This window comes from Macrococcus brunensis (assembly GCF_004359615.1).
In the GTDB taxonomy this organism is placed as follows: domain Bacteria; phylum Bacillota; class Bacilli; order Staphylococcales; family Staphylococcaceae; genus Macrococcus; species Macrococcus brunensis.
The window spans coordinates 24,440-48,347 of sequence record NZ_SCWA01000002.1; the positions used below are offsets into that span (position 1 = coordinate 24,440).

The 23,908-nt window shown below is 42.6% G+C and carries 20 protein-coding genes; 4 read left to right on the forward strand and 16 right to left on the reverse strand.

The window, feature by feature from the left end:
- Positions 1-19 precede the first annotated feature (19 nt).
- Entirely contained in the window at positions 20-1,039 is a 1,020-nt protein-coding gene (locus ERX27_RS01155; protein WP_133430990.1) for an ABC transporter permease, read from the forward strand.
- Position 1,040: 1 nt separating this feature from the next.
- The gene (locus tag ERX27_RS01160; RefSeq protein WP_133430991.1) at positions 1,041-1,733 is read left to right on the forward strand and encodes an ABC transporter ATP-binding protein; all 693 of its coding nucleotides are present in this window, start codon (positions 1,041-1,043) and stop codon (positions 1,731-1,733) included.
- Between the two features lie 36 nt (positions 1,734-1,769).
- Here the strand turns inward: ERX27_RS01160 and ERX27_RS01165 are convergent, their stop codons facing one another.
- Entirely contained in the window at positions 1,770-3,773 is a 2,004-nt protein-coding gene (locus ERX27_RS01165) for a KUP/HAK/KT family potassium transporter (RefSeq protein WP_133430992.1), read from the reverse strand.
- A 142-nt stretch (positions 3,774-3,915) separates the two neighbouring features.
- Here ERX27_RS01165 and ERX27_RS01170 point away from each other — a divergent pair, with 142 nt between their 5' ends.
- Positions 3,916-4,221 (forward strand): rhodanese-like domain-containing protein, encoded by a 306-nt coding sequence (locus ERX27_RS01170; RefSeq protein ID WP_133430993.1) that lies wholly within the window; start codon positions 3,916-3,918, stop codon positions 4,219-4,221.
- 37 nt (positions 4,222-4,258) lie between these two features.
- Here ERX27_RS01170 and ERX27_RS01175 read toward each other — a convergent pair whose 3' ends face one another.
- The 12 genes from ERX27_RS01175 to gmk form a co-directional block, all read right to left on the reverse strand.
- Positions 4,259-5,539: a cytochrome P450 gene (locus tag ERX27_RS01175; protein ID WP_133430994.1), complete on the reverse strand. Its 1,281-nt coding sequence runs from the start codon at positions 5,537-5,539 to the stop codon at positions 4,259-4,261.
- Entirely contained in the window at positions 5,532-6,440 is a 909-nt protein-coding gene (locus ERX27_RS01180) for a hypothetical protein (protein WP_133430995.1), read from the reverse strand. The genes ERX27_RS01175 and ERX27_RS01180 overlap by 8 nt, the downstream gene beginning before the upstream one ends.
- A 128-nt stretch (positions 6,441-6,568) precedes the next feature.
- Positions 6,569-8,521 (reverse strand): Stk1 family PASTA domain-containing Ser/Thr kinase, encoded by a 1,953-nt coding sequence (pknB, locus tag ERX27_RS01185; protein WP_133430996.1) that lies wholly within the window; start codon positions 8,519-8,521, stop codon positions 6,569-6,571.
- Entirely contained in the window at positions 8,521-9,258 is a 738-nt protein-coding gene (locus tag ERX27_RS01190) for a Stp1/IreP family PP2C-type Ser/Thr phosphatase (RefSeq protein WP_133430997.1), read from the reverse strand. The genes pknB and ERX27_RS01190 overlap by 1 nt, the downstream gene beginning before the upstream one ends.
- Positions 9,259-9,263: 5 nt before the next feature.
- Positions 9,264-10,355, reverse strand: coding sequence for a dual-specificity RNA methyltransferase RlmN (gene rlmN, locus ERX27_RS01195; RefSeq protein ID WP_133430998.1), 1,092 nt, complete (start codon positions 10,353-10,355; stop codon positions 9,264-9,266).
- Positions 10,355-11,659, reverse strand: a complete 1,305-nt coding sequence (rsmB, locus tag ERX27_RS01200) for a 16S rRNA (cytosine(967)-C(5))-methyltransferase RsmB (RefSeq protein ID WP_133430999.1) — start codon at positions 11,657-11,659, stop codon at positions 10,355-10,357. Before rsmB ends, rlmN begins: the two co-directional genes overlap by 1 nt.
- Positions 11,652-12,578 carry a methionyl-tRNA formyltransferase gene (gene fmt / locus ERX27_RS01205; protein ID WP_133431000.1) on the reverse strand — a complete coding sequence of 309 codons (927 nt, stop codon included), beginning with the start codon at positions 12,576-12,578 and terminating at the stop codon, positions 11,652-11,654. The genes rsmB and fmt overlap by 8 nt, the downstream gene beginning before the upstream one ends.
- Complete coding sequence (def, locus tag ERX27_RS01210) at positions 12,571-13,056, reverse strand: peptide deformylase (RefSeq protein WP_133431001.1); 486 nt, start codon at positions 13,054-13,056, stop codon at positions 12,571-12,573. Before def ends, fmt begins: the two co-directional genes overlap by 8 nt.
- A 98-nt stretch (positions 13,057-13,154) precedes the next feature.
- Positions 13,155-15,533: a primosomal protein N' gene (priA, locus tag ERX27_RS01215; RefSeq protein WP_133431002.1), complete on the reverse strand. Its 2,379-nt coding sequence runs from the start codon at positions 15,531-15,533 to the stop codon at positions 13,155-13,157.
- Positions 15,523-16,713 carry a bifunctional phosphopantothenoylcysteine decarboxylase/phosphopantothenate--cysteine ligase CoaBC gene (coaBC, locus tag ERX27_RS01220; RefSeq protein ID WP_133431003.1) on the reverse strand — a complete coding sequence of 397 codons (1,191 nt, stop codon included), beginning with the start codon at positions 16,711-16,713 and terminating at the stop codon, positions 15,523-15,525. The genes priA and coaBC overlap by 11 nt, the downstream gene beginning before the upstream one ends.
- A gap of 73 nt (positions 16,714-16,786) precedes the next feature.
- Complete coding sequence (rpoZ, locus tag ERX27_RS01225) at positions 16,787-16,981, reverse strand: DNA-directed RNA polymerase subunit omega (protein ID WP_133431004.1); 195 nt, start codon at positions 16,979-16,981, stop codon at positions 16,787-16,789.
- Entirely contained in the window at positions 16,981-17,604 is a 624-nt protein-coding gene (gene gmk / locus ERX27_RS01230) for a guanylate kinase (RefSeq protein WP_133431005.1), read from the reverse strand. Before gmk ends, rpoZ begins: the two co-directional genes overlap by 1 nt.
- Before the next feature lie 130 nt (positions 17,605-17,734).
- Between gmk and ERX27_RS01235 the strand changes: the two genes are divergently transcribed.
- Entirely contained in the window at positions 17,735-19,396 is a 1,662-nt protein-coding gene (locus tag ERX27_RS01235; protein ID WP_133431006.1) for an Rqc2 family fibronectin-binding protein, read from the forward strand.
- A 275-nt stretch (positions 19,397-19,671) separates the two neighbouring features.
- Here the strand turns inward: ERX27_RS01235 and ERX27_RS01240 are convergent, their stop codons facing one another.
- From ERX27_RS01240 to ERX27_RS01250, 3 genes are read right to left on the reverse strand one after another with little or no spacing between them, the layout of a single operon-like run.
- A complete protein-coding gene (locus ERX27_RS01240; RefSeq protein ID WP_133431007.1) occupies positions 19,672-20,040 on the reverse strand; it encodes a YbaN family protein in 369 nt (122 codons plus the stop codon).
- Positions 20,041-20,091: 51 nt separating this feature from the next.
- On the reverse strand, positions 20,092-22,494 hold the full coding sequence (locus ERX27_RS01245) for a glycogen/starch/alpha-glucan phosphorylase (protein WP_133431008.1): 2,403 nt from the start codon (positions 22,492-22,494) through the stop codon (positions 20,092-20,094).
- Between the two features lie 11 nt (positions 22,495-22,505).
- Entirely contained in the window at positions 22,506-23,903 is a 1,398-nt protein-coding gene (locus ERX27_RS01250) for a glycogen synthase (protein ID WP_133431009.1), read from the reverse strand.
- Positions 23,904-23,908 lie beyond the last annotated feature (5 nt).

Here is a 23,908-nt window from a genome sequence, read left to right on the forward strand (position 1 = left end):
AACGAAAGGATGTATACACATGAAACTCGCACTACAGGAACTTAAATACTATAAATTTAAATATGCCATGATTACAGCGATTCTTTTTCTACTTGCTTTTCTCGTTCTCTTTGTTTCAAGTTTAGCACAAGGGCTTGGAAAAGATAATATCTCGCTGATTGAAGAGCTGAACAGCAGTCATTATGTCATCAGTGATGATGCCAACAACTCACTGACCGCTTCACAGTTATCTGATGAAGACATCAAAGTATTAAAAGAACAGAATATCCCCCTTCTTTCTATGCAGCTTGCGACTTTTGAGAATAACACCGGAATAGCGGCTGTCTATATGAAAGATGCCAAGCCTGAGATTGCTGAAGGAAAGATGCCGGCAAATCAAAATGAAGTTGCTATTGATGATTATCATCAAGACGATATTAAAATCGGAGATACTATTAAGGTCAAAAATAAAGATATCGACTATAAAGTGACGGGTTATGTCAAAGATAATATGTATGCTCACACTGCTGTCGGTTATATGACAGAAGAAGGGATTAAACGAATTAATCCTGCTATCAAACCCAATATCGGACTTGTAAGCAAAGACTCTGTTGACGGTCTATCTGATGCTAAAGTCATCTCAGCAGACGACTTAAAAAAAGGTATCGCAAGTTATGAAGCAGAACAGATGCCTCTCAATTTAATGGTGATTTTTCTGTTTGTCATATCAGCTATTGTTATCGCCGCTTTCTTCTATGTCATCACCATTCAGAAAACAACCGAGTACGGTATTTTAAAAGCGATTGGTTTCAAAAACTCTAAGATTGCTGGTATGATTCTGCTTGAAATACTGTTCATCACAACAATCGGTGTAGCCGTTGCTATCGGTCTGACTTTCCTCATCGCAAGTCAGCTCCCTGTCACAATGCCATTCTTCTTAAATAATCATCTTATCGCATTACTCGCTGCATTATTCTTTGTCGTCGGACTCGTCGGCGCATTACTGTCACTTATTAAAGTCATTCGTATAGATCCGCAACTTGCTTTAGGAGGCGAATAAGATGCTGGAAATCAAAGAAATCAAAAAAACTTATGGTACTGGTGAACAAGCAACTGAAGTTTTAAAAGGTATCAATCTCGATGTACAGGACGGCGAAATCGTTATACTTTATGGTCCTTCAGGTTCAGGGAAAAGTACATTGCTGACTATTATTGGCGGTCTGCTGTCCCCTACTTCTGGTGAAATTGTGCTGGACGGCCGTTCCTGGAATTCATTAAGCGATCAGCAGATGACTGCGATGCGTTTAAGTGATATCGGCTTTATTTTTCAGGTTTCTCATCTATTACCCTATTTAAACGTCAAAGATCAGCTGACAGCTGTTGCCACAGAAAACGGTATGGCAGCTAAAGAAGCTTCAGAAAGAGCTGATATTCTCTTAAATGATTTCGGTCTGAAACATCGTTCTAAAGCCTATCCAAATCGACTGTCAGGTGGAGAAAAGCAGCGGACAGCGATTGCCCGCGCATTTATGAATGCACCTAAAATGATTTTAGCTGATGAACCGACAGCCAGTCTTGATAAGGAACGTGCACTAGAAGTGGTTGATATGCTGAAGCAACGTGTCAAATCTTCTAATACGGTCTGTATCATGATCACCCATGATCAGCGACTGTTCTCTAAAGCAGACCGGCTGTTTATGCTGGATGATGGTAAACTTGTCGACCAGACTTCTCAAATTAGCACTTTTAATTAAAATAAGCCCGGTATCCTTTCGGATACCGGGCTTATTTTATTTCTTCATATTTTTAATCTGTTTAATCGTCGGTACTTTGTTGACCGGCATTGAAATAGGAACCGTCTCATAATGCACTTCATTTGAAGGCAGTTCAAACCAGCGTATCGGTGACGCGGTAAATTTCTTAATAAAAATTTTCGTTTCAACAATCAAACGGTCACGCCAGGCTATTTTTGCATCTATCGGCAAGTCATCCTGCAGAATAATATAAGTAAAGTCTGCCAGTTTAAGCGTCGGATTCGTACCATAAGTCCGATGCTGCTCAGCGATACAGCCCTTCTTCAGCATCATTGCGGCAATCTGCTTGATATAGAGATTGACATTCTGATGCATTCTGAATCCGAGTATCAGCTGTACTTTAAAGACATTGTCCGTACCGAAGTCTTCTATCTGATAGTTGACCTGGAACGGCTGGTCGGACACTTTGACATTGACTATCCAGTAAATATCAGCACGTTTAGGAATACCGTCCAGAATAGATTTAAAAATCTGTTTTTCTGCCATTTTCATATCTGCTGTTGTAGATAAGTAGACCAGATTGGTTGCATATTTAGGGAAACGCTTATCTTGTGATAACTGCTCGAGCTGCCCTTTAAAAAGATCAATATTGATGTCATATGTTCTGCGATCTTTAATCTGATAGCCTTTATACCAGATGACCATCAGGAGAGCGATTGCAAGTGAAATCAGGACAGCAATATAGCCTCCGTGCATAAACTTTGCGAGACTAGAAATAAAGAATGCCGCTTCAAGCATCAGGAAGAAGCCGATCACTAAAGTGACAATTGCTGCATTGTGCTTTCGCTGAATCAAATAGTGCCAGAGAAGAATAGTTGACATCATCATCGTCACCGTGATACTTAGACCGTAAGCTGCCTCCATATGCACAGATGTCTGGAAGTAAAGGACGACCATGATACAGAGTAACCAGATAAAGAATGTGACAGAAGGGATGTACATCTGTCCTTTAATGGTCGACGGATATTTAATATCCACTTTAGGCATGAGACGTAAGTGAATCGCTTCTGATACTAACGTGAATGAACCAGAAATCAGTGCCTGTGATGCGATAATGGCTGCACCTGTCGCAATCATTACCCCGATAAAGATAAAGGAGTCAGGCATGATCTGGAAGAATGGATTAATGACTTCTCCCGCTTTAAAGTCACGTGTCTTAACGCGCTCAATAATCCATGCACACTGACCGAAATAGTTCAGTAACAGCATGAGCTTAACAAATGGCCATGTCCGGTAGATAGCCCCTTTACCGACGTGCCCCATATCAGAATACAGTGCTTCTGCACCTGTTGTAGCAAGGAAAACCGTCCCTAAAATCATCAGACCCATCTTATTGCTGTCATCGAACAGAATCTCAATCCCGTAAAGCGGATTAAGGGCTCTTAACACAGTTAAGTCCGTAGTCAGATTAAAAATGCCAAAGATACCCAGCATACTGAACCAGACAAGCATAAAAGGTCCAAATATTTTACCAATACTGCCGGTACCAAAACGCTGTGCAAAGAAAATCAATGTAATAATCGTGATAACAATTGCTAGTATATATTTCTGCTCTGATAAGAGAGAATCTTTAAGACCCGGTATTTCCTGAATCCCTTCTATAGCTGATGTCACGGTTACAGCAGGCGTTAAAATGCCGTCAGCAAGTAACGCCGCACCCCCTATGACAGCAGGGACAATCAGCCAGTTCCGTCTCTTACGGACGAGGGTGTAAAGACTGAAGATACCACCTTCACCGTGGTTATCTGCACGCATTGCAATCAGTACATATTTAATCGTCGTCAGAAGCGTAATCGTCCAGATAATGAGTGACAGGCAGCCAATAATATATTGTTCTGTCATGGCTTCCATGCCACCGTTTGTCTCGACCACAGCCTTCATGACATAAAGGGGTGATGTCCCAATATCTCCATAAACAATGCCTATAGCGACAAGCATCATTGCCAGTTTAAAACGGTTGCTCGTATTTTCTGTTTTCATAGTCGACCTCGTTTGTTTAATTTAAATTGACTTCCATATCATACGCCTAGTGCAAACAATGTTCAATCCCCTATCTTGGATAATTGTAAACACATCAGGGTATAATAATTTAGAAACATAATAATATCTAGAGGTGATTTTGATGACAATTAAATCAGTTACAACAGATGCATTGCAGGAAACACTTCAAGTCGGCACAGATGATGTTGTCTTAGATGTCCGCGAAAAAGAAGAATTTGCTGCCGATCATATTAAAGAAGCGTTTAACTATCCTTTATCTGAACTGGAAGAACGTGCAGATTCATTGAAAAAAGATACAAGTTATTATGTCATCTGCCAGCGAGGTATGCGTTCAGAGAAAGCTTCGCGTTATCTGCATGACTTAGGCTACGATGTGACGAATGTCGAAGGCGGCATGGATAAGTGGCACGGTGAAATAGAACAATAAAAAAATCCGCAAACTGATGTTTGCGGATTTGCTTTTTTTAACGGCGACGGTCAAAGTTATTGCGGATGTTCTCAATAATCATACCGCTGTTGATCTGACCTGGTAATTTAGTGCGGTCCACTGTGAAGTCCTGTGCGGGTACATCGTACTGGATTTCTTGTGCAAAGTATTTCATTGATTCTTCCATGATGATGACAGTCATCCACTCACCTGCACAGCGGTGGTTTGTCCAGTAATCGCCTCCACCTTGAGGGATTAAATCAAATGGGCTGCCGTCCCAGTTCTCAAAACGCTCCGGATAGAACTGTTCTGCATTCTGCCATAAAGATTCACTATGAAGTGTACCGAAAATATCGAGAATAAGCATCGTATCTTTTTCGATTTTATAGCCATCGAACGTGATATTTTTCTTCGCTTTACCTGGCAGGAAAGGCACGAACGGATAATAACGACGGACTTCCTGAGCAAATTTATAAGCATAGCTGTTATCATTCTGCGCCACTCGAGCACGTTCGCCTGGATATTCATGCATGGCCAGTACACCGAATGAAATGAAACGGTTAATCGCTACAAGCGGACGAATCGTATTCATTAAGTCAACTGCAGCAAGACGTGAATCCATCTGTTTACCGTTCATATCTTTCCAGTGACTGAATTCGTATAAACCTGAGCCTTCTTCAGGGAAAAGTTTACCTTTACGTGTCGCGATGATTTGTTTCTCCAGGTAGTCTTCTACACGGTCACGCGCGTTCAGTGCACGTTTGTAACCACTGTAAGCTGTCCCGATAGAACCGAATGAATCCACCATTGCATTCATATCTTTTGCATATTGTTCCATGCGTTCAGGTGTATCAAATGGTACATCAGCAAAACGGAATCCAACTTTTAATAACACAAGAGTAGATTCAAGGTACACGTTAGTCTGATCCATCGCCTGCAGACGTGCTGTATCTTCAAACCAGTAGTTGCGAGTCAGTTTACGAAGATATTCAAGGTTGTTATCCGTCATCAGTGACATAAATAATGTCTTTCTGTTTTTATGTTTGTCACCTGTTGTTGTATGGATAGCACCTTTACCAAACAATGTTTTTACAAGTCGTTTCGGCAATGTGCCAGACCGTTCTGTCTTGTCGTTATCGTAAAATAATTCAGCAGCTTCTTTACCGCTGATGACAACGGCTTTCTTACCGCCTAATACTCTCATTTCAAAAACATTTGTATTTAATTCTTTTGTACGATTGGGTATAAACTCATAACCTTCCTTTAAAACAGTCAGTGTCTGATCGAGTCCTTTAACCTTCGGCATACGTTTAGCCATTAATATTTCCCCCTCTAAGTTGTTTTAATAATTGAATAGCAGCTTCTCTGACAATATCTGTCTCGTAATTCAATTCTACCACAGTCCCCGGTATAACCGTCATATCTTTACCTTCTGAATAGATGAAGAACTGCTCACCCAGCGATTGTTTATTGAGTCGTTCAGCCTGACCATATGTCTCCTGACCGACCAGCTGCTGATTATTGATTTTAGCGGCCAGTCGTTCTGCACTGCCTTTAGTCATACCATCAACAAGGAATACAGACTCTGAAAAACGCTCAGCCATATGATTGATCCGCTCTTCCGGAACCACACCATAAGCATCCCGTAAATCAATCAGCAGCGGTTTTCTTAAGTCTGTTAGCTGGTAAAGACCTCTAATATGGTGCACGATGACTTCCGTAAATCCATCACGTTCGAAAACTTCCGGAGTACCCTCTTCTTCAAATGCCTTTAAATCAAATGTATAAATCTGATCGCCGCGCAGAACTGTTGCCTCATGCTGTTTCTTCAAAATAGGATGCCAGTCCTGTCTATCTGTCTGCTCATTAAATAAAAGTTTCTGATAACGTTCTCCGAGCATGGCAATAGAATCGCCTGACAGATGAGTAATGCGGTCGCTGACGACAAATCTTCTATCAGCCGTCACTGCCGTGACAATCAGAACATCTCCCGTTCGTCTGACACGAATACCGTTTGACCAGTATCTCTGATCAACAAAATCCAGAGACTTCAGATTAAACTCTGCCAGGTAATCAACCATCACCTGCTGAAAAGTAAATGGATTTGGATTGAGTTTGTTAAAGACAGATTGATAGTTATCACTTATAGCATCATCTTTCAATCCAAGATCCTCTAGAATTGACCTAACTTCCTTAAATGTATTGACATATTCGTACATGGCTGTCCCCCCATCCTCTCACAATCATTTACTACCCTAAAACGAATCTTTTCACGCATCACATCGATTAAAAAAATAAAAACCATGTTATTGGCTATGAAAGCTAACAGCATGGTTTTCACTCTTTATTAAATGTCATCATAGTTAATCGTTTCTTTTTCGAAAACTTTCCCATTGATTTTAATGACATAAGAACCGGACTTTCCTTCTTCAATAATCATGGGAATCGTCACGGTCTGATTTTTATTAGTTGAAATGGTCTGATAAACATCAGTCATTTGATGATCCTTATCTTCTACAAAGACCTCAACACGCTGTTCTTTGCCGCTTGTCGGACCTTCAAAGCTGCCACCGTATGGCACAATAATCGTAGAGGTATAGTTCTTAACCATTGCCGGATTGTTATCAGACTGATCATCAGGCTGATCTTCTGTTATCGGCTTTTCGGTCGTCGGTTTTTCACTTTGCGGGTCTTTACCTTTAGATAACTCAAAACTGATTGCTGAGTCATAAGGCAATGCTAAGTTAAGCGCACTCTGACTTAGAATCTTCCCTTTTTCAATCTCACTATCATAAGTCTCACCGCTTACGGTCACAATAAAGCCTTGTGACTCCAGCTGCTCTTTCACAACCTGATAATCTTGACCTCTATAATCATTGACATAGATGTCATCGTGACCTTTAGAGACTTTAAATTCTATCGTCGTATTGCGAGGTTCTATTTCTTCTCCTTCAGCAAGATTCTGACTCAGAATCTTGCCGACAGCTTTATCACTTTCAACTTCCTGAACTTTTACTTTATCGAAGCCCGCCTTATATAGATTTTCTTTAACGCTTTCAATATTCTGACCTACATAGTCTTTAACTTTGAAAGTCTCCTTGCCTTTAGAGACGGTCAGATTGATTTTAGTGTATTCCTTAACTTTCTCACCTACTGAAGGATTGGCTGAGATAATCATGCCATCATCGTACTGGTCAGAGAACTCATTGATGACGCGGCCTTTCCTGAGATTTTCCTCTTCAAGCATCTTTACACCATCCGTCAGCTGCTGTCCAGTCAGATCAGGGACAAAACTTGATTTAGGCATCAACATATATGCTGCTATACTGCCTAAAATCAGCAGTGTAAAAAGGAGCGGCAGAAAGATCAGCAGAAAACGATTTTTCTTCTTCGGTTCTGGTCTCGTCTCTTCTTCCGTCTGAACAGCAGGCATGACCATTGTCTTGTCTTCCACTACTGTATAACGCGCTTCTTCTTTTCGTTTTTCATCTAAGACAGTCGCGAGGTCATTGTACATTTCATCTGTTGTACGGTAACGGCTGTATTTGTCCTTCATCGTCGCTCTGATAATGACATTCTCGAGACTCTGTGGAACATCATCCCGTACGTCAGTGACAAGCGGCAGGGCTTCCTGAATCTGTTTGATTGCAATACTGACGGCTGATTCACCTTCAAACGGCGGTTTGCCTGTCAGCATCTCAAAAAGAACAACACCGATCGCGTATATATCAGAAGATTCATCTATCGCTTTGCCTTTAGCTTGTTCAGGTGATAAGTAATGGACAGATCCCATGATGTGATTGGTCTGCGTCATCGCTGTCTCACTTAATACACGAGCAATCCCGAAGTCCGTGATTTTCAGCACATGATCATGAGTCATCAAAATATTCTGCGGTTTAATATCACGGTGAATGATCATATGATGATGCGCATGGCCAATGCCTCTCAAGATCTGTTTTGTAAAGAAAATCGCTTCTTCAACAGAAAGGCGGCCTTTATCCTGAATATAGTCTGACAAAGTCGGTCCGTCTATATATTCCATCACTAAATAATAATGTTGGTCATCCTCGTCTACATCGAGCACTTTAACTATATTAGGATGACTGAGCGTCGTGGCATTCTCTACTTCACGTTCAAAACGTTTAACCGCACGCTCTTTATCATGTGCCGGTATGGTGATGACTTTAACTGCCACCTGATGATCTAAAATAAAGTCATCAGCCAGATAAACCTGACTTGCACCGCCACCGCCGATTAATCGAGTCAGACGATAACGTTCACTGATTATCTTGCCAAGCATTAAAAGACACCCCCGAGTTTACAAAGCACAAATGAGACATTGTCTCTCACTTCACTCTCGAGCGCCAGCTTTATCATTCGTTCGCCTTTATCTGTTAGAGATGTTTCCTGCATGATGATGTCATGCACTTGATTTTCAGGCACATAATCTGTCAGTCCATCAGATGAGAGTAACAGATAGTCATAGCGAGACAACGGAAAAGTAAAGATATCCGGAATCACTGTACGGTCTGTGCCGATTACTTTAGTAATGATATTACGCTGAGGATGTTGAGCCGCTTCTTCCTTCGTCAGTTCACCCGCCATGACAAGATGCTGCACAAACGTATGATCAATTGTCAGCTGTCTCATCTCGCGCTCATTGATTAAGTAGCTGCGAGAGTCTCCGACATTGGCAATGATGACTTTTTTGTCGAACAGCATGGCAGCAACAAGTGTAGTCCCCATCCCCTGATTCACTTTTTCAAGCTGACTTTTATCGTATAATTCACGATTAATCTCAGAGATTCTGCTTTTCAGCCAGTCCTCTGCCTGATTGAACTCAATCAGATTTTCCTGTTCAAAAATCTGCTTAAGACGCGTAGCTACGAAATGACTCGCCACTTCTCCGCTGTTATGACCACCCATGCCATCGCAGACGATGAACAGCTGCTGCCCTGTATGATTTGTCAGAATGCCACCCGCATCCTCATTATTTTCACGGGTATGACCTACATCTGTGAAAAAGCGTGCCTCCATCCTCTTTACCTCGTTTCTTCTTGTCGTTCTTTTGCTCTTAACTGACCACATGCCGCGTCGATATCAGAGCCATGTTCACGTCTGATGGTCGCATTGATGCCATTACGCTTTAATTCCTTCTCGAATTTGAAGATATCTTCTTTAGGCGTACGAACATAATCTCGCTCAGGTACGTGATTGACAGGTATTAAGTTAACATGACAATTTAAATGTTTAATGAGTTTAGCAAGTTCTCTTGCATGCTGTACCTGATCATTGACCCCACCAAACAGGCCATATTCGAATGTGATACGACGGCCTGTTTTCTCTGTGTAATATTCGATTGCCGGCATCAGTTTATCCAGATTATAGGCACGGTTGATAGGCATCAGACGGGATCTGACATCATTGTCTGCTGCATGAAGACTGAGTGCAAAGTTGATCTGCAGTTCTTCATCCGCAAAGTCATAAATACGTGGAACGACGCCTGACGTAGAGACTGTGATATGACGTGCACCGATATTCAGACCATTATCATGATTGATGATTTTCAGAAAATCCATCATTTCATCGTAGTTTTCAAATGGTTCACCGATACCCATGATAACAACATGGCTGACCCGTTCCTCAGTTGCATCAAGAGCCATTTGTACGTTCAGCACCTGCGCAACGATTTCTCCTGCTTCTAAGTTCCGCTTTAAGCCACCAAGTGTACTGGCACAGAACGTACAGCCGATACGGCAGCCTACCTGTGTCGTCACACAGACCGAGTTACCGTAGTCGTGTCGCATCAAGACTGTTTCAATTGTATAGCCATCCTGCAGTTCAAAAAGGAACTTGATCGTTCCATCTTTACTCTCCTGTTTAACAACTGTTTTGAGCGTTGTCATGACGAAGTTTGCTTCCAGCAGCTCACGCAGTTCTTTAGATAAGTTGGTCATCTCTTCAAATGAAGAGACACGTTTGACATACAGCCAGTCGAAGATCTGTTTCGCACGGAAGCCTTGCTGACTATGGTCAGCGAGCCAGTCTTTCAGTTCATCTAATTGCAGTGAATAAATAGACGGCTTATCAAAATTAGGCATAAATTTATTTTTCTTTTTCTCAAGCAGTGCCATTAAGACACATCCTTTCTTCGTAATTTCGCGATAAAGAAGCCATCAGCATTAAAGTCATGCGGTAGAATCTGCAGTGTTTTATGTGTTTCTCCTGCAAGTTCAATCGGTTCTATCTCGAAATTATTGTTTTCTTTTATAAATGAGTAGACGACATTTTCGTTTTCCATCTGTTCGATTGTACAAGTTGAGTATATCATCAGTCCGCCCGGCTTGACAGCTTCCGCCGCATTGCGCAGTATATCCAGCTGGAGCGGCCATAAGTTATCTATATCTTTTGCAGTCTTGTCATATTTGATCTCCGGTTTACGTTTCGCAACACCGAGCCCACTGCATGGTGCATCAACCAGCACTTTATCATACTGTCTATCGAACGGCGCTCGTGCATCATGAAGTGAAATATCTACGTTAGTCAGGCGTAGTTTGCGTAAATTGAAATCAATCAGTTCAAGTTTATGCTCATGAATATCATGCGCATCGATGTGACCCGTCTGGTTCAGTTTCTCTGCCATATGACAAGTCTTACCGCCTGGAGCACTGCATGTATCAAGAATCGTGTCACCTGGCTCTGGATTCATGATATGTGCGACCAGCATACTGGACGCATCCTGCACAGAAACAAGCCCATCCTTAAAAAGACGCGTCTGAACAATCGGCGGTCCTTCAATAAACAGACATTCAGGTACAACGTCTGATTGTCTGACTGTATAACCCTCTTCTTTAAGACGCTTAATAGCATCCTCAATTTTCATTCTTGTCGTATTAACACGCACACTCGTATCAGGACGTTCAAGCAGGTTCTGGCAGATTTTACGCGTCACTTCAAGCCCGAAATGTGTCTTCCAGTGCTTGACCAGCCAGAGTGGGGTGCTTGTCTCAATGCTGAGACGTTTTAAATCATCTTTTATTTCATCCAGTGAACGCAATTCACTTCGCTGAAAATTTCGGAGAATCGCATTGATTGTCTTAGCACCTGAATAAGAACCCCGGCGCTTAGTAATCTCCACCGCTTCATTGATGATGGCATGGTCTGGAATCTTCGTTAAATAGACAGCCTGATAGACACTCATCATTAAAAGTCGCTTCATCCAGCCTTTTAGATTCGCTTTAATAAAAGGCTCTATATAATATTCTAGTGTCAGCTTGTGCTGCAATGTACCGTAGACAAGCTCAGTCAGAAGTGCCCGGTCTTTCTCTTCTACTTTATCTTCCTTGATAGCAGCATTGATGAGCAAGTTACTATAGCCGCCCTCAGTCAGGACATCATCCAGAATTTCAAGTGCAACATATCTGACGTTCTTATCCATTGAACACCTTCCCGAGTAAGTCTTTACGGCCGGAAGCAAAATCTCCGGCTGCCATCCGTTTCTTACCTGCAGGCTGAATCTCTGTCAGAAGGACGGCACCATCAGATGTCGCAACGAGCAGCCCATCTCTATCTGCCTGCAGTATTTCACCTGGGTTTCCGTGACCTTCTGCACGACTTGCGGACCAGAACTTCATATTCTGACCGTCCAGCTTGGCATAACCCACCGGCCACGGAGATAGACCTCGAATATGGTTATGGACTTCAGTCGTCGGACGGTCAAACGCCACAAGTTCGTCTTCACGGCTGATATTAGACGCAAAAGTGACCTTGCTCTCGTCCTGAGGTGTACGATCATTAGTCCTTGCAATAATAGAAGGAAGCGTCTCTAACAACAGTTTAACGCCGAGCGCTGACAGCTTATCATGCTGAGTGCCGACATTATCGGTCTCTTCGATAGTAATGGCGCGCTGACTGATGACATCACCTGCATCCAGTTTCTTCGCCATGTACATGATGGAGACACCCGTCTCCTGTTCACCATTCATTACAGCATAATGAATCGGTGCACCACCGCGATATTTTGGCAGCAGACTCGCATGAACATTAATACAGCCGAGCTTTGGAGCATTCAATAGTTCTTCAGGCAGCAGCTGACCGTATGCGGCAGTCACAATAAGGTCAGGCTGCATGGCGATGATAGCAGCGAGTTCATCTGAACCGGTCAGTTTAGCAGGCTGCAGGACCTTGATGCCTAGCGCTTCAGCAACCACTTTAACCGGTGGCGGTGTCAGTACTTTTTTACGTCCCACTGGTTTATCGGGCTGTGTCACAACTGCCACCACATCATAATTTGCTGCAACTGCTTCTAAAATAGGACCTGAAAAATCAGGTGTTCCCATAAAAACGATTCTAGTCATGATACATCTCCTCCAGTTCTTCAGGACTGATTTCTCGTGTCATCTTCTCTGTAAACAGGTGACCATACAGGTGGTCCACCTCATGCTGTATCACTCGGGCGATATCATCAAAAGCGGTCATTTCCACTGTGTTCCCTTTTAAGTCGTTACCCGTCAGTTCTATTTTAACACTTCTCGGTACTTCACCAAATACATTCGGCAGACTGAGGCAGCCTTCTATATCTACTTCTGTCTCTTCTGAATAGTGGGTGATCACAGGATTAATCAACTGCAGAATACCGTCTTCTTCCATATCAACGATAGCCACTTTTAAATCCACACCAATCTGCGGGGCTGCGATACCTACACCGTCTGACTCAAACATCGTATCTTCCAGATCCAGAATCAGCTGTCGCAGGGAATCATCAAATTTTGAGACATTCTTAACTTCGCGGTGCAGCAGTTCATGCTGTTGATCAATTAGTTTTTTAACGGTCATGATAAGACCTCCTACTCTTTTATATGCATCATATTAGTATAAAGGAATATACACGCTGTAAGCAAACAAAAGTTCCTTATTCTAAAGAATAAGGAACTTTACATCAGCATCTGAGGATTAATATCGATACTCAAGGAAAACTTGTTCTTAACAAACTTTTCATAATAATAGTCATCCAGATAAGTAAGTGCTGCTAAAAGTGTGGGCTCACTCTTAAACTTAATAATAATCTGGAAGCGGTACTGACTATTGATACGGGCAATCGTACACGGAGCAGGTCCCAGTACGTAGCTTGACGGCGAAAGATGCTGCAGAAGCGTCTGGTGGATGTGCTTACTCTCCAGCAGCACTTCCTTCATGTCTGCATGACTGAAAATAAGATTGACTAAATAATAGTACGGCGGATATTTGCCGATTTTCCGGTAAGTCATCTCTTCTTTGTAGAAGCCGAGATAATCATTATTCTGCGCATACTGAACGGCGTAATGCTCAGAATTATAGGTCTGAATGATCACATGCCCTTCTTTGTCCGCACGTCCTGCACGCCCTGCCACTTGAGTCAGCAGCTGAAATGTCCGCTCACTGCTTCTGAAGTCCGGCAGATTAAGCATCGTATCTGCATTCAGAACACCGACTAAAGTGATATTCGGAAAATCCAGTCCTTTTGCTATCATCTGTGTCCCGAGCAGTATATTCGCCTCCTGATTTTTAAATTTCAAGAGCAGCTGTTCATGTGCACCTTTTCGAGACGTTGTGTCATTATCCATCCTGATAACTTTAGCACCTTCAAAATGCTGATAGATGAGTTCTTCAACTTTCTGGGTGCCGACCCCCATTTCACGGATATGTTCGCTGTCACAGTTCGGACAAGTCAGCGGTTTATACTCCTTATGGCCACAGTAATGACATTTCAGTTCATCTGTTACCTTATGATAGGTCAGACTGATATCACAATTCGGACAGTTCGGCACATGCCCGCAGTCCCGACAGAGAAGAAACTGTGCATGCCCACGTCTATTCAGGAAGAGGACGATCTGCTCACCTTTTTGAATGCGGTCGTTAATGGCCTCAGTCAGTTCTCTTGAAAACATCGAGCGGTTGCCTGCAGCAAGTTCGTCCCGCATATTGACGACATTCACAGTCGGCACCGGGAACTGATTGGCACGTGTCTTAATAGTCAGTAAATCATAGACACCTTTTTCAGCACGGGCATAACTCTCAAGAGACGGTGTCGCACTGCCCAAGATCACTGGACAGTTGTGATAATTGCCACGCCAGAAAGCAACGTCACGTGCATGATACCTCGGATAATCTTCCTGCTTATAGCTCGCCTCGTGTTCTTCATCAATAATGATAAGCCCTAAGTTTTCAAATGGTGCAAAGACACTTGAACGTGCCCCGACAGATACTCGTGCCTTACCGCTTCGGATTTTCCGCCACTCATCATAACGCTCGCCTATACTGAGTCCTGAGTGCATGACGGCGACTTCATCACCGAATCGTGCCTTAAATCGCTCGACCATCTGAGGTGTCAAGGCAATTTCCGGCACGAGCATGAGTGCCGTCTTGTTCTGCTGCAGCACATCAGCAATCGTCTGCAGGTACACTTCCGTTTTACCGCTCCCTGTTATGCCGTGCAGCAGGAAGACGCGATGTTCTTCCCCATCGATGGACCGTCTGATTTTATCATAAGCTGCCTGCTGTTCAGGCAGGAGGACTTTTTTAGCATCAGACTGGATTAAGCGGTGGGCAAACGGATCACGCGTGTCCTCTATGTCGATCTTTCTGACAAGACCTTTTTTCTCGAGGCCAGCTATCACGGCTGCTGAAAAATCACGTTCTTTTAGTTCCTTCAGAGTCAGTACGCCTGCGTCTGCCAGTGTCAGCAGACAGTCCTTCTGCTTATCACTGCGCAGAGATGCGAGTGTCTCTTCTATATTGACGTCACATAGTTCAACTGCTTTTTGCGTTTTAACCCGCTGCTGCTGATTGACTTCCACATCTTCAGTAACGACACCCGACACAACATAAGGCTTCAGTTTTAAGATGTTATCCGCCGATAGCGAACTGATACGGACCTGCTGATTTTTGAAAAGCGGATAGAGTTCGTCGCTGATTTCCTCAGGCTCCTCTAATCGATAGACTTTGTGATATTTTCCTTTGACAGCTCGTGGCAGCATGATATCCAGTATCGCAATCCGCTTTGCGATATGCGTGGTCTGCATCCATTCACTTAAAGCGATCAGTTCCTCGTTCAGTTCGGGTGTCATGTCCTGAATATGAAGAATAGATTTGAGCTTTTTGTCATGATCTGCATCGACGAGTTCAATGATGTAGCCCTGTATTTTTCTCGGACCGAAAGGGACGACAACCCGCATGCCGATCTGAACAACCGTTTCCAGCTGTTCAGGTACTGAATAATCAAATAGCTTGTCGACTCGTTTCGCGTTGACATCGACGACAATTCTAGCGTACATGCATATCCTGCTTAATAGATGTCAGTATTTCATGGGCAATCTCCAGTTTAGGCATCTTCTCTATTTTACGGCTTGCGCCATTTTTAAAGAACATCTCGACAGCATTTTGATCTGACTTGAAGCCGATTGATGTATCGCCGACATTATTGGCAATGATGACATCTGCATTTTTCTTGACGAGCTTGCCGCGTGCATATGTTTCCACCTGCTCTGTTTCTGCTGCAAAACCTGCTAAATATTGCGTTGTCTTATGTTCTCCTAAATATTTCAGGATATCCTGTGTACGGTTCAGAGTCAGCGTGAAGTCTTCATCTTTTTTCTTCATCTTCCCGTGCTGTCTCTCTATCGTATAATCTGCAACCGCAGCTGCTTTAATGATGATGTCCTGATTCATACGCGTCGTCACTGCTTCGAACATCTCAGCTGCACTTTCTATCTGAACAAAGCGCACATTGTTCGGCACTTTCAGCTGAACAGGACCACTCACAAGCGTGACATCAGCGCCGCGCAGTTGTGCCGCTTCAGCAATGGCATAACCCATACGGCCAGTTGAATTATTCGTCAAGTAACGTACCGCATCAATCCGTTCAATGGTCGGACCTGCTGTCACCAGTATTTTTTTGCCGAATAAGTCATTATTGTATTGTTTTGTCACTTGAAACGATTCGACCGCCTCAATGATGTCGAGCGGTTCAGCCATGCGCCCTTTTGCAATATAGCCGCACGCAAGAAATCCACTGCCCGCATCGATAAAATGGTAGCCCATATCACTGAGCTTCTGCATATTCTCCTGAACAGCCGGATGACTGTACATATTGCTGTTCATCGCCGGTGCGATAAAGGTTGGTTTAGTCGACGCAATCAGTGTCGTCGTCACCATATTGTCTGCAATGCCATGCGCCAGTTTACCGATTGTAGAAGCGGTTGCCGGTGCAATGATGTTGATATCCGCCCAGTCCGCAAGATTGATATGCTTGATGACTTCGGGCTTAGTTTCATCGAATATATCGATATGGACTTCGTTACGGCTTAGTGCCTGAAACGGCAATGGTGTAATAAATTCTCTCGCAGACGGTGTCATCATGACTTTCACTTCATGGTTACGCTGCACGAGTTTGCTAGTCAGGTCAATCGCCTTATAGGCTGCGATACCACCTGTTACACTTAATAAAATCTTCATGACGTCCTCCTAAATGATAGTACATTTATTATACATGATTCTTCTCCAAACAAAAAAGCCGGCGACTGCCGACTTATTCTTCTACGTGGATACGACCAGCAGCTACTTCCTCTAAAGCCTGCCCAACCGGTTTATAAGATACATAACGTTCAAGTAAGTTTGAATCAGGATTGTCCTGAAGTTCACGTGCGCGTTTTGCCGCGAGCGTCACGACTAAGTATTTTGAGTTCACATTGTCTTTGATTTTATCTAATGGTGGATATAACATTATTTTTTTGCCTCCAGTAACATTTTTCTAAAACGTGCTTCAATACGTTCTCTTTTTAAGTGTTCTGCTTCAACGATGGTCTGAATCTGTGATTTCGCCTGCTCAATTTCATCATTGACCACAACGTAATCATAAAGGTTCATCATTTCAACTTCTTTACGTGCTTCAGAGATGCGATAAGCGATCACATCCTTGGATTCTGTACCGCGACCAATCAGACGTTCTTCAAGGTGAGCGAGTGACGGCGGTGCAAGGAAGATAAAGAGCGCTTCAGGGAATTTCTTACGGACTTGTTTCGCCCCTTCTACTTCTATCTCGAGGAATACATCTTTGCCTGCATCCATTGTGTCGCGAACATATTGCACAGGTGTACCGTAGTAGTTACCGACATATTCAGCGTACTCAATAAATTCATCCGCTTCAATCAGGGCTTCAAATTCTTCACGTTTCTTAAAGAAATAATCGCGTCCGTCTACTTCACCCGGTCGCATATTACGCGTCGTCATAGATATAGAATACTCGAAATCCGTGTCCGGGTCATCAAATATTGCTTTCCTGACAGTGCCCTTTCCTACGCCGGAAGGACCCGATAGAACAATTAATAAACCTTTTTCGTTATCCATCATTACGACCTTTCTACAATAAAATGATTATTATTAAGAGTAACATATATTTTTTGAAAAATACATGCTTCATTTCATATTCTCATCATCGAGTGGTAAACTATATAAATATCATATAGAGGTGAAACAAATGGCATTTGATGGATTATTTACGGGCAAGATGCTCGACGAACTACAATTTCTCGTCTCAGGACGTATCAATAAAATCACACAGCCGGATACACAGACCATTATTCTGACTGTCCGCGCGAACCGCAGGAATCAGCAGTTATTGATTTCAGCACATCCCAATTTTGCGCGTCTGCATTTAACGGATAACAAGGCGCCGAATCCTTTTGAACCGCCGATGTTTCTGCGCGTACTGCGTAAACACTTGGAAGGCGGCATTATTAAAGGCTTTCGACAAAAAGGTAATGACCGTATTGTTTTCATCGATATCGACAATACAGATGAAATCGGCGATCCGGTGAAACGTCGTCTCGTCATCGAACTGATGGGTAAACATAGTAACGTTATCTTAACGGATCATGATGACAAGATTCTAGAAAGTATGAAACATCTGACACCTAACACGAATGCTGCACGTACGATTATGCCCGGCTTTAAGTACGAGGAACCGCCAACAGCGACAAAAGAAAATCCTTATACGCTGGAACATGTTTCAAATCTTTTAGATGCGGCACCTGTCAGACGTCAGCTGCTGAACGTCCTTGAGGGATTCAGTCCACTTGCGATAGATGAACTACTGTCGATGGATGATGATATTGATACTGCTTTCCAGAAGTTTATGGCGAAAACAGAAAAAGTGGTGCCCGTCTATTACAACCGTGCACCGAAGGAATTCTTCTACTTTATGCCGCTTGAAACGCTCGGCGCGCCAGATAAAACCTTTGACACTCTGTCACAGTTACTCGACGACTATTTCAATGAACGCGGCGAACGAGAGCGTATCAAATCACGCAGTATCGATCTCAGTCGTCACATTACCCAGCTTCTGCATAAGGACAGAAAGAAACTGGAGAAACTCGTCAATGAACTCGAGGAAGCCAATTCACTGGATGACGCACAGCTGTACGGCGAACTGATCACAGCTAATATGTACCAGCTGAAAAATGGTATGACAGAGTTTGAGGCATTCAACTATTATACAAATGAGAATATTACGATTCCGCTCAATCCGCGCAAAACTCCTGCTGAAAATGCGCAGTATTATTATAAACAGTACAATAAACTGAAGACTCGTAAAGTCCATGCAGCGAGTCAGATCAAAGAGACAGAAGAAGAGATTGCCTATCTAGAGAATCTGGAAGGCCAGCTCTCATATATCACTTATGAAGATATAGAAGGCATGCGCGAAGAACTGATGGAACAAGGTCTTCTCAGAAAACGACAGAAACAAAAAAGTAAAGGTAAAGATAAAATCGTCCTGGAAAAATATCAGTCATCAGAAGGCACTGAAATATTGGTCGGTAAAAATAACCTGCAGAATGATTACTTGACCAATAAAGTGGCGCGTAAAGACTATACATGGTTCCATACGAAAGATATACCCGGCTCACATGTGGTCATCATGAAGAAAGACCCGAGTGACAGCGACTTGATGGACGCAGCAATGCTAGCCGCTTATTATTCAAAAGCAGGACAATCGGCAAGTGTGCCAGTCGATTATACGTTGATCAGACATGTGCATAAACCAAGTGGCGCGAAGCCTGGATTTGTGACTTATACCGATCAGTCTACTATTTATGTAGATCCAGAAAAACAGACTGTTGATCAGATGAGAGTGAAATAAAAGAAGACCGTGCATCACTTGATGTATGGTCTTCTTTTGTGTGGTGTTACTGGCGATAAATGTGATTTATTGCTCGTAACTCACATGATTCTCTGCTTTTCGCTCATTTACTGGCGATAAATGCCGCTTATCGCTCGTAACTCACATGATTCTCTGCTTTTCGCTCATTTACTGGTGATAAATGCAAATTATCGCTCGTAACTCACGTAATTCTCTTCTTTTCGCTCAGTTACTGGCGAGAAATGCCGTTTATCACTCATAACTCACCTTCTAATTCATCCTTTATCCGGTATTGTTCTGATCAATGTAAACAAAACTACTGTCTGCAGGATAACCATAATGACGAGTCCTATTCTGATATATGGATGATCAATCATCCAGAATGAAAACCCGACAACGATATAGAGACTAAGAAGCATCTTAAACTTCTGTCTTAAAGTGAATCCTCTATTCTTCTGAAACTCCAGCACATAGGCTTTATACACTTTTGTCGAAATCAGCCAGTCATGAAAACGATCTGAACTTCTGGCGAAACAGATAGCCGCGAGAAGCACGAATGGTGTCGTTGGCAGAAGAGGCAGAACGACGCCTATCAGGCCTAATACCGTCGAAACGATACCAATCGAGATTAAAAATATTCGCATGTCTGCCTCCTTGTCAAAAAAAGACAGCCGGCAGACTGTCTTTTAAATCAATTAAATCAATTTCCAGATATCTGTTGCATATTCATTTATGGTGCGATCACTTGAGAACTTACCTGACTGTGCGATATTCACGAGACTCATTTTGTTCCAAGTCTGTTTGTTTTCGTAAAGTGTCACAGCTTTGATATGTGTCTCAAGATATGAAGTAAAATCTTTTAAGATAAAATATGGATCGTTATTCGTTAAAATGCGGTAGTAAATATCGCTGAATGTTTCGCCTTTTGCATAACGACCGTCTTTTAAGCCATCTAAAATAGACTTGAGTCGGTCATCTGTCTGGTAAATATCATTCGCCTGATAGCCGCCTTCATTCTGATAACTAATGACTTCCTCGCTTGATAAACCGAAGATTAAGATGTTTTCTTTACCTACCAGTTCAGCAATTTCAACATTGGCGCCGTCCATCGTACCTAAAGTGACTGCACCATTCATCATCATCTTCATGTTGCCGGTACCGGATGCTTCCATTGAGGCTGTAGAAATCTGTTCTGAAATCTCAGCAGCCGGCATAATGTATTCTGCGAGTGTGACATTATAATTTTCGAGGAAGACCACTTTAATACGGCCTGCCACATCTTTGTCCTCGTTAACTAAGTCACCGACAAGATGAATAAGACGAATGATTTCCTTCGCGAGGTGATAACTTGGCGCCGCTTTTGCACCAAATATAAATGTCTGCGGCACCATTTTCAGCTTCGGATTTCTCTTGATTTCATTATACAGATGAATGACATGGAAAATATTAAGCAACTGACGTTTATACTCATGTAGACGCTTGACCTGGACATCGAATATAGAGTGTTCATTAACTTCTATACCAGTTTTCTTGTAGATGACATCCTGCAGTATTTTTTTATTCTGTAATTTTACTTCTGCTAAGCGGTCAAGGAAGCCATTATCATTCTGATAACGCAGCAGCTGATTAAGTTCTACAGGTGATTTAATCCAGTGATCACCGATAGCATCTGTAATCAGGTCAGTCAATCCTGGATTAGCACCCATCAGCCAGCGACGGTGCGTAATACCGTTTGTCTTATTGTTAAACTTCTCGGGTGTTAATCGGTAGAAATCATGGAACGTATAGTCTTTAATAATATCTGAGTGCAGTGCCGCTACGCCGTTGACACTGTAGCTGCCGACGATGGCAAGCTTGCTCATATGAATCACGTCATCACTGATCACAGCGAGCTCACTGATACGGTCACGTAGTTCTTCATGTTCATCGAAGACTTGTTTACAGAATCGCTCATTAATTTCATGAATAATCATATAGATTCTCGGGCTCACACGTTTAACCATTTCAACTGGCCATTTCTCAAGCGCTTCCTGCATAATCGTATGATTCGTATAGGCGAAAGTATGAGAAGTGATAGACCATGCTTCTTCCCAGCTCAGTCCCTCTTCATCCATCAGTATACGCATCAGTTCGGGGATTCCGAATGTCGGATGAGTATCATTGATCTGGATGACATTCTTCTCATGGAACTGTTCAATCGGCATATCATACTGGGATTTAAAACGACGGATTAAAGTCTGAATCGTAGAAGAAACTAAGAAATACTGCTGTTTCAGTCTTAAGAAACGGCCCTCTTCTGTAGAATCATCCGGGTAAAGGAAGCCGGAGATTTTCTCTACACTCTGCATATATTCAAGTTGATTTTTATATTGCTCAGGGCTGACTGCGTTTTCTGGTACTTCAGCACTCCATAATCTAAGTGTGTTCACGACATCATTCTCATAACCGACGATTCCGACATCATATGGAACTGCTAATACGACTTCCTGATCACGATAATGGAACTGATAATGATTATCTTCTACCGTAAAATCAGCTTCTCCGCCAAACTTGACTTCAATAGCTTCATCGATTTTTCGTGTCTCCCACGGGTAAACTTCTCGGAGCCAGTTATCCGGCAGTTCGATCTGGCTGCCTGAAACAATTCGCTGTTCAAATAGTCCGTAGCGATAACGGATACCAAAACCGTGGCCTGCATAGCCCAGACTTGCAATTGAATCGAGGAAACAAGCCGCTAAACGGCCGAGACCACCATTACCGAGACCCGCATCCTGCTCTTCTCCATAAACGTCTCTCGGTTTTCGTCCTAAATCTGCTAAAACTTCATCACAGACCTTCTTAAAACCAGTATTGATAAGGTTACTTTCAATTAAACGGCCGATTAAGAATTCCATCGATAAATATGAGACCTGACGTTTCTTGTTGTTAATATAACGCTGTTTTGTTTCAATACTTGCTTCATTGATAGAATCTTTTATAATTGATGCAATCGCATAGAATAAGTCTTTATCAGTCGTTTCTTCCAGAGTCTTAGTCCGTTTATCCCTTACCTTCTTTTCCAGCAACTCACGAAATTCTTCTTTAGTAAATGTTTTCACTTTTATTCTCCTTAGTAGATGTCAAGATATTGGTGCGCAGATTGTGACCAGCTATGATTGACCTTCGTTATGTTAGTGAACATCCTTTTGTAAAGTTCCGCGTCGTGATAGATTGTCAGAGAATAGTTCAGACGATCCAGTAATTCATGTGCATTGTAATTGGCAAAAGTGAGGCCGGTCCCTGTTCCTGTATAAACATTGAATGGCATGACTGTATCTTTCAGACCGCCTGTCTCACGGACAATCGGAATCGCTTTATACTGGAGAGCAATGAGCTGAGATAGACCGCATGGTTCGAAGAGTGATGGCATAATAAAGAAGTCACTCGCTGCATAAACTCTACGTGATAAGCCTTCACTAAAACCAATATAAGCATAGACTTTATCTGGATACTTCTCAGCTAAGTAATTAAAGAAGGATTCAAACTCATAAAGACCATTGCCCAGTATAACGATTTGAACATCCTGCTGAATAAATTCTTCCAGGATATGTGTGATTAAATGAAGTCCCTTTTGTTCGACCATCCGGGTGATGATAGAATACATCGGCACCTCTTTAACCGGTAATCCAAACTCACGCTGCAGACGCTTTTTATTCTGACGTTTCTTAATAATAGAAGTTTTAAAAGGCACATCTAAATTGGAATCTTTCATAGAATTATAGTCATCTACATCCAGTCCGTTGATGATACCAAGCAGGTCCCAGCTGCGCATATTCAGCATCGGTTCTAAACCTTCACCGTAATGCGCTGTCTTAATTTCTTCAGCATAAGTCGGAGAGACTGTTGTTATTTTATCTGCGTGGAAAATACCTGCTTTCATTAAGTTCAGCATGCCGCCCCATTCAAATCCAGAAAAATGGCTGATATCCAGGTTGAAAAGGTCACCAAATGCAGCATGTTCCATCCAGCCTTGGTAGAGAATATTATGAATCGTAAAGATTGTTCGGATACCAGGTACTGGCTGCTTAATTTTCGCAATCGCAACAGCGGCACCTGCCTGCCAGTCATGGCCATGGAGCACGTCCGGTTTAAAGTCTCCGCGATAGATAAATTCAATGACAGCATTGGAGAAGTAAACGAAACGCTCACCGTCATCTTCATAGCCGTATAGATTATCGCGTTTGAAATACTGTTCGTTATCGACAAAGTAGTAGTGGACGCCTTCATAGATGATCTCGTAAATACCTGTATATTGCTTGCGCCACCCTACTTCTGTTTCGAAAATCATGACTTCTGTTAAGAGCGCACGATATTCAGATTTTAACTTGGAGTATAACGGCAGAATGACACGGACTTCACAGTCATCCGTGTCATTTAAATATTGTGGGAGACTGCCGATTACATCAGCGAGTCCACCCGATTTAAAGAATGGCGTACATTCAGAAGCTACAAACAATACTTTTTTCATTTTTA

What these genes read in the sequence shown, in the direction of transcription:
- ERX27_RS01155 (WP_133430990.1), top strand. Translation starts at nt 20, where the DNA reads ATGAAACTCGCACTACAGGAACTTAAATACTATAAATTTAAATATGCC.
- ERX27_RS01160 (WP_133430991.1), top strand. Translation starts at nt 1,041, where the DNA reads ATGCTGGAAATCAAAGAAATCAAAAAAACTTATGGTACTGGTGAACAA.
- ERX27_RS01165 (WP_133430992.1), bottom strand. Translation starts at nt 3,773, where the DNA reads ATGAAAACAGAAAATACGAGCAACCGTTTTAAACTGGCAATGATGCTT.
- ERX27_RS01170 (WP_133430993.1), top strand. Translation starts at nt 3,916, where the DNA reads ATGACAATTAAATCAGTTACAACAGATGCATTGCAGGAAACACTTCAA.
- ERX27_RS01175 (WP_133430994.1), bottom strand. Translation starts at nt 5,539, where the DNA reads ATGGCTAAACGTATGCCGAAGGTTAAAGGACTCGATCAGACACTGACT.
- ERX27_RS01180 (WP_133430995.1), bottom strand. Translation starts at nt 6,440, where the DNA reads ATGTACGAATATGTCAATACATTTAAGGAAGTTAGGTCAATTCTAGAG.
- pknB (WP_133430996.1), bottom strand. Translation starts at nt 8,521, where the DNA reads ATGCTTGGCAAGATAATCAGTGAACGTTATCGTCTGACTCGATTAATC.
- ERX27_RS01190 (WP_133430997.1), bottom strand. Translation starts at nt 9,258, where the DNA reads ATGGAGGCACGCTTTTTCACAGATGTAGGTCATACCCGTGAAAATAAT.
- rlmN (WP_133430998.1), bottom strand. Translation starts at nt 10,355, where the DNA reads ATGGCACTGCTTGAGAAAAAGAAAAATAAATTTATGCCTAATTTTGAT.
- rsmB (WP_133430999.1), bottom strand. Translation starts at nt 11,659, where the DNA reads ATGGATAAGAACGTCAGATATGTTGCACTTGAAATTCTGGATGATGTC.
- fmt (WP_133431000.1), bottom strand. Translation starts at nt 12,578, where the DNA reads ATGACTAGAATCGTTTTTATGGGAACACCTGATTTTTCAGGTCCTATT.
- def (WP_133431001.1), bottom strand. Translation starts at nt 13,056, where the DNA reads ATGACCGTTAAAAAACTAATTGATCAACAGCATGAACTGCTGCACCGC.
- priA (WP_133431002.1), bottom strand. Translation starts at nt 15,533, where the DNA reads ATGTACGCTAGAATTGTCGTCGATGTCAACGCGAAACGAGTCGACAAG.
- coaBC (WP_133431003.1), bottom strand. Translation starts at nt 16,713, where the DNA reads ATGAAGATTTTATTAAGTGTAACAGGTGGTATCGCAGCCTATAAGGCG.
- rpoZ (WP_133431004.1), bottom strand. Translation starts at nt 16,981, where the DNA reads ATGTTATATCCACCATTAGATAAAATCAAAGACAATGTGAACTCAAAA.
- gmk (WP_133431005.1), bottom strand. Translation starts at nt 17,604, where the DNA reads ATGGATAACGAAAAAGGTTTATTAATTGTTCTATCGGGTCCTTCCGGC.
- ERX27_RS01235 (WP_133431006.1), top strand. Translation starts at nt 17,735, where the DNA reads ATGGCATTTGATGGATTATTTACGGGCAAGATGCTCGACGAACTACAA.
- ERX27_RS01240 (WP_133431007.1), bottom strand. Translation starts at nt 20,040, where the DNA reads ATGCGAATATTTTTAATCTCGATTGGTATCGTTTCGACGGTATTAGGC.
- ERX27_RS01250 (WP_133431009.1), bottom strand. Translation starts at nt 23,903, where the DNA reads ATGAAAAAAGTATTGTTTGTAGCTTCTGAATGTACGCCATTCTTTAAA.